Raw genomic sequence first — 4,963 nt, 5'->3', positions numbered from 1 at the left:
TTCGCGAGCAGGCTCGCTCCCACATTTGCCTTTCACCCAGCTCAAGATTGCGCCGTGCCTGTTATCATGCGCGGTACCCCATCGCACAGGACCGCGTCGCTCCCCATGGATTACCGCAAACCCTCCGACCGCAAAAGCATGCACTCGCGTATCGTCCAGGAACTGGGCATGCAGATCGTCTCGGGACGCTTCCTGCCCGACGACAAACTGCCCGCCGAAGCGCTGTTGTGCGAGGAATACGCCGTCAGCCGGCCCGTCCTGCGCGAAGCCACGCGGGTGCTGGTCGCCAAGGGCCTGGTGTATTCCCGTCCTCGGGTCGGCACCGTGGTCAAGCCGCGCAAGGACTGGCACATGCTGGATCCGGATGTGCTGCACTGGCTGATGCAAAGCAGCCCGCAGAATGAGTTCTTCGACTTGCTCACCAGCGTGCGCAGCATCATCGAACCGGCCGCTGCCGCCCTCGCCGCGCAGTTCGCCACCGACGCCGACATCGCGTCCATCGGTGAAGCCTACCAACGCATGGAAGCCGCCCCCACGCCGGAGGCCTTGCTGCAACCGGATCTCGACTTCCACAGCCGCATCGCCGATGCGACCCACAACGATCTGCTGGCCAACCTGTGCAACATGCTCTCGGTGGCAATTGCCGAAGCGTTGAAGCATTCCAACCAGCGACCGAACCTGCATGAACTGGCGCTGCCACGGCACAAGGCGATTCTCACGGCGATCGAGAATCGTGATGCGTTGGGTGCGCGGCATGCGACGCTGGTGCAACTGGATGACGCGCGTAGTGCGCTGAATGTTGTGCTGGGCAGCGATCCTTCATAAACACCCAATAACCTTGTGGGAGCGAGCCTGCTCGCGAAAGCGGTGTTTCAGTCAATGCTGCTGTCGACTGACACTACGCCTTCGCGAGCAGGCTCGCTCCCACAGGGATGTTGTTTGGATTTGAGATGTAAAAAAGCCGCAACCCTGAGGTTGCGGCTTTTGTGCTTCTGATCGTGGATCAGTGAGCAAACAGCGAGTTGCCCTTCTGCCCCGCCAGTTTCTCCGGCTTGATCAGGAAGCGCGCCAGCGCCGGCAACAGCCACAGTGCGCCGAACATGTTCCACAGCAACATGAAGGTCAGCATCAGCCCCATGTCGGCCTGGAACTTGATGGCCGAGAAGATCCAGGTGCACACGCCGATGGCCAGGCACAGACCGGTGAACAACACAGCTTTACCGGTGGACTTGAGCGTCTGGTAGTACGCCTCTTGCAGCGGTAGCCCGGCACGCAGGAAGCTTTCCAGACGGCTGTAGATGTAGATGCCGTAGTCCACGCCAATCCCCACACCCAACGCCACCACCGGCAGGGTCGCGACCTTCACGCCGATACCCATGAAGGCCATCAGGGCGTTGCCGAGTACCGAGGTCAGCACCAGCGGCAGCACGATGCACAAGGTCGCCGCCCAGGAGCGGAAGGTGATCATGCACATGACCGCCACGCAGATGTACACCAGGATCAGGATGGTCAACTCGGACTTCTTGATCACCTCGTTGGTGGCCGCCTCGATCCCGGCGTTACCGGCCGCGAGGATGAACTCCAGGCCGTCCTTGTTGTTTTCCTTGGCGAACTCTTGCACCGCGTGCACCGCGCGATCCAGGGTCTCGGCCTTGTGATCGTTGAGGAACACCAGTACCGGCGCCAGGGAGCAGCTGTTGTTGTACAGGCCATCGGCCCGGGCAATGGAGTTGTTCAAAACGTCCGGGTTACGCGACAGGGTTTCCCATTTCAGGTTGCCCTCGTTCATGCCCTTGATCATCTGCTTGGACACGGTCACCAGGGAAATCGCCGACTGCACGCCCTCGGTGTTCTGCATCTTCCACATCAGCTCGTCGATCGGCGCCATCGCTTCATAGCGCGAGCAGCCTTCGGACTTGGTCTTGACCATCACCACCAGTACATCGGAGCTGGTGGAGTAGTTGCTGATGATGAAGTTGTTGTCCTTGTTGTAACGCGAGTCCGGACGCAGCTCCGGCGCGCCCTGGTCGAGGTCGCCGATTTTCAGGTTCTGGCTGTACCAGAGGCCGCCGCCAAAGGCGATCAACGCCAACAGGATCGAGACCGGAGCGACTTTCGCGCTGGCAAAATTCGACAGCAGGCGCCAGAACGGATGCTCGCGGGTCGCGTCTTTCTTGCTGCGATCCACGGCACGCTTGCTGATGCCGACGTAGGAAATCGCCACCGGCAGCAGGATCAGGTTGGTGAACACGATCACCGCCACGCCGATGGATGCGCCGATGGCCAGCTCACGGATCACGCCGATGTCGATGATCAGCAGCGTGATGAAACCCACGGCATCGGCAAGGATCGCGATCATCCCCGGCAGGAACAGTTGACGGAACGTCCGGCGCGCCGCGGTCAGGGCGTTGTCCGCTTCACTGGATTGCAGGGCAATACCGTTGATCTTCTGCACGCCGTGGGAAATACCGATGGCGAAGATCAGGAACGGCACCAGCATCGAGTACGGATCCAGGCCGAAACCGAAGAAGTGCATCAGGCCCAGCTGCCAGATCACCGCCACCAGCGTCGTGCTCAACACCGCCACCGTACTGCGCATGCAGTTGGTGAACCAGTACAGCAGGATCAGGGTGATGACGAAGGCGACACCGAAGAACATCACCACCATCACCAGGCCATCGATCAGGTCGCCGACCTTCTTGGCGAAACCGACGATGTGGATCTTGACGTTGGGGTTCTGCGCTTCGAATTTGTCGCGGATCTTTTCTTCAAGATCGTGGGAGAACTTGCGATAGTCCAGCGCCAGCAACTTGCCCTGGTCCTGCGGGTCCGGGTAGGACTCCAGCAGCGGTATGTCGACGATGCTCGACTTGAAGTCGTTGGCCACCAGCCGCCCGATCTGCCCGGACTTGAGCACGTTGTTGCGCAGCAGGTCGAGACTTTGCTGGGAGCCGTTGTAGCTCTGCGGGATCACTTCACCACCGGCGAAGCCCTCCTCCGTCACCTCGGTCCAGCGCACGCTCGGACTCCACAGCGACTTGAGGCCGGAGCGGTCGACACCAGAGATGTAGAACACTTCGTCGTTGATCTGGCGCAGGGTCTCCATGTATTCCTTGGAGAAGATGTCGCCGTCGGTGGCCTCCACGGAGATCCGCACGGTGTTGCCCAGGTTCGCCAGATCGTTGCGGTGCTCCATCATCTTCTGAATGAACGGATGCTCGAGCGGGATCATTTTTTCGAAGCTGGTAGACGGCCGGATCAGCGTCGCCTGCCAGAACAGGAAGATGCTGACCAGCAGGCAGATGGTGATCACTGCCGGGCGGTTGTTGAAAATCAGGCGTTCAAGAAACGTCGCCTTGTCCTGATGATGAGTGCTCAAGGAAGTCATAGCCCCGCCTTCTTATTATTAACGTAGCTCATTTGCCCAGCTCCGCGCCGTTTGGCGAAGTGGCGCGAACGCCGCCTTGTCCACCCAGAATCAGATTGCCGTTTCCTGCACCGACCACCGAAGAGATGGAAATACGATCCCGGCGGTTGAAGACACTGAAAGTCTGTCCGTCATCGCTGCTGCTGATCACCGAACCGCCGTTGCCGACGATCACGATGGAACCGTCGTCGAGCAGCGTGCCGCCGGACAGACCGAACTCCAGGGCACCGCGTTCAGCCTCGAGCTCGACTTGCTCCCAGTTGCTGCCGAAATCCGTGGAGCGGTAAAGATTGCCGCGCAGGCCATAGGCCAACAACGTATTGGGTTGTGCGGTGCCGATCACGCCGAAAAACGAACCTTCGTACGGGCCTTCGAGCTTCTCCCAGGTCTGGCCCCAATCGGCGGAACGGAACATGCTGCCCTGCTCGCCGACGATGAACAGCCCGGCGTCCTTGACGGCGGCAATGGCGTTGAGGTGGTACTGGTCTTCGTTGTCCAGGCGGTCGCTGACGTCTTCCCAGTTCTTTCCACCATCGGTGGTGGCCATCAACGCACCGTAAGCGCCCACGGCAAAGCCGCTGTTGGCGTCCTGGAACCAGACGTCGAGCAGCGGCGATTCGCGATTCAGATCTTCGAACTGCTTGGTCCAGGTGACGCCACCGTCCTCGCTGGCGAGAATCTGCGCGTCATGACCGACGGCCCAGCCGTGCTTGTCATCGACAAAAAACACCGAGGTCAGCAGTTGCCGGGTCGGTACCTTGGCCTGGGTCCAGGTCGTACCCTGGTCATCGGAATACAGAATATGCCCGCGATCCCCGACCGCCACCAGACGCTTGCCTGCGTGCACGACATCGAGGACCAGGCTTTTGCTGGCCTTGGCCGATTCAACGGAATAAACAACGTCGGGTGCCGGCGCATCAGCCGCCAGCACAGGTGCCGACCACACGGCACAGCCCAACAGCGAGAGCGCTGTAGCCAGCAACGCGAATTTGCGTAAAGCCGGCGGGCGGCAAATACCCACACCCATGACAGGCTCACTCATAGACCTTCCCCCTTTATTATTGTTAGGTCATTCAACCTTTCAGGGCGCCGCAAGGGTGCGTATCGGGATGACCTGTTTCAGAGCATAGTCCTGAAACCCGCAATCCAGAGCCCCTTCGGAAGCTGGCTTATCCTATCGGTGTTTTTCGACGGCTGACAATCGACGGTGCGTTATGTTTTGTTAACCGTGGGGGGTATGGGGGGAGCTGAATGATGGGGTATTTGGTGGGGTGATGGGGTTTTGGTTTTGGTTTTGGTTTTGGTTTTTGTGATCGGTGTACATATCCGTTGCTGCGGTAACGGCTACTTATGGTTTCGCTCTTACAGCGAGTCCCTTTTTCAAACGCCAAAAAGGAACCAAAAGGCTTCGCCCCGGCGTACGGCACCTCGCTGAGGCTCGGTGTTCCCTCGCTACGGTGCCCATCAGGGGGCATCGCCTACGGTTTGCTTCGCTGCACCTCCTCTCGATGTGTGCGGCTTCGCCGCACGGCGCTA

3 protein-coding genes are annotated in these 4,963 nt (G+C 59.8%); 1 reads left to right on the top strand and 2 read right to left on the bottom strand.

Features of this window, described 5'->3' with window-relative positions; translation table 11 throughout:
• Positions 1-105: 105 nt before the first annotated feature.
• On the top strand, positions 106-825 hold the full coding sequence (locus tag ACW9HW_RS28690; RefSeq protein ID WP_170948679.1) for a FadR/GntR family transcriptional regulator: 720 nt from the start codon (positions 106-108) through the stop codon (positions 823-825).
• A gap of 178 nt (positions 826-1,003) precedes the next feature.
• On the opposite strand, the gene ACW9HW_RS28685 is transcribed toward ACW9HW_RS28690, so the two are convergent.
• Together ACW9HW_RS28685 and ACW9HW_RS28680 are read right to left on the bottom strand one after the other, a co-directional pair.
• A complete protein-coding gene (locus ACW9HW_RS28685; RefSeq protein ID WP_095194928.1) occupies positions 1,004-3,388 on the bottom strand; it encodes an efflux RND transporter permease subunit in 2,385 nt (794 codons plus the stop codon).
• Positions 3,389-3,416: 28 nt separating this feature from the next.
• Positions 3,417-4,469, bottom strand: coding sequence for a WD40/YVTN/BNR-like repeat-containing protein (locus ACW9HW_RS28680; RefSeq protein WP_457402680.1), 1,053 nt, complete (start codon positions 4,467-4,469; stop codon positions 3,417-3,419).
• Positions 4,470-4,963 lie beyond the last annotated feature (494 nt).

The organism is Pseudomonas sp. SDO5532_S415, from assembly GCF_054071155.1.
This window is presented reverse-complemented; position numbering and strand designations above follow the sequence as displayed.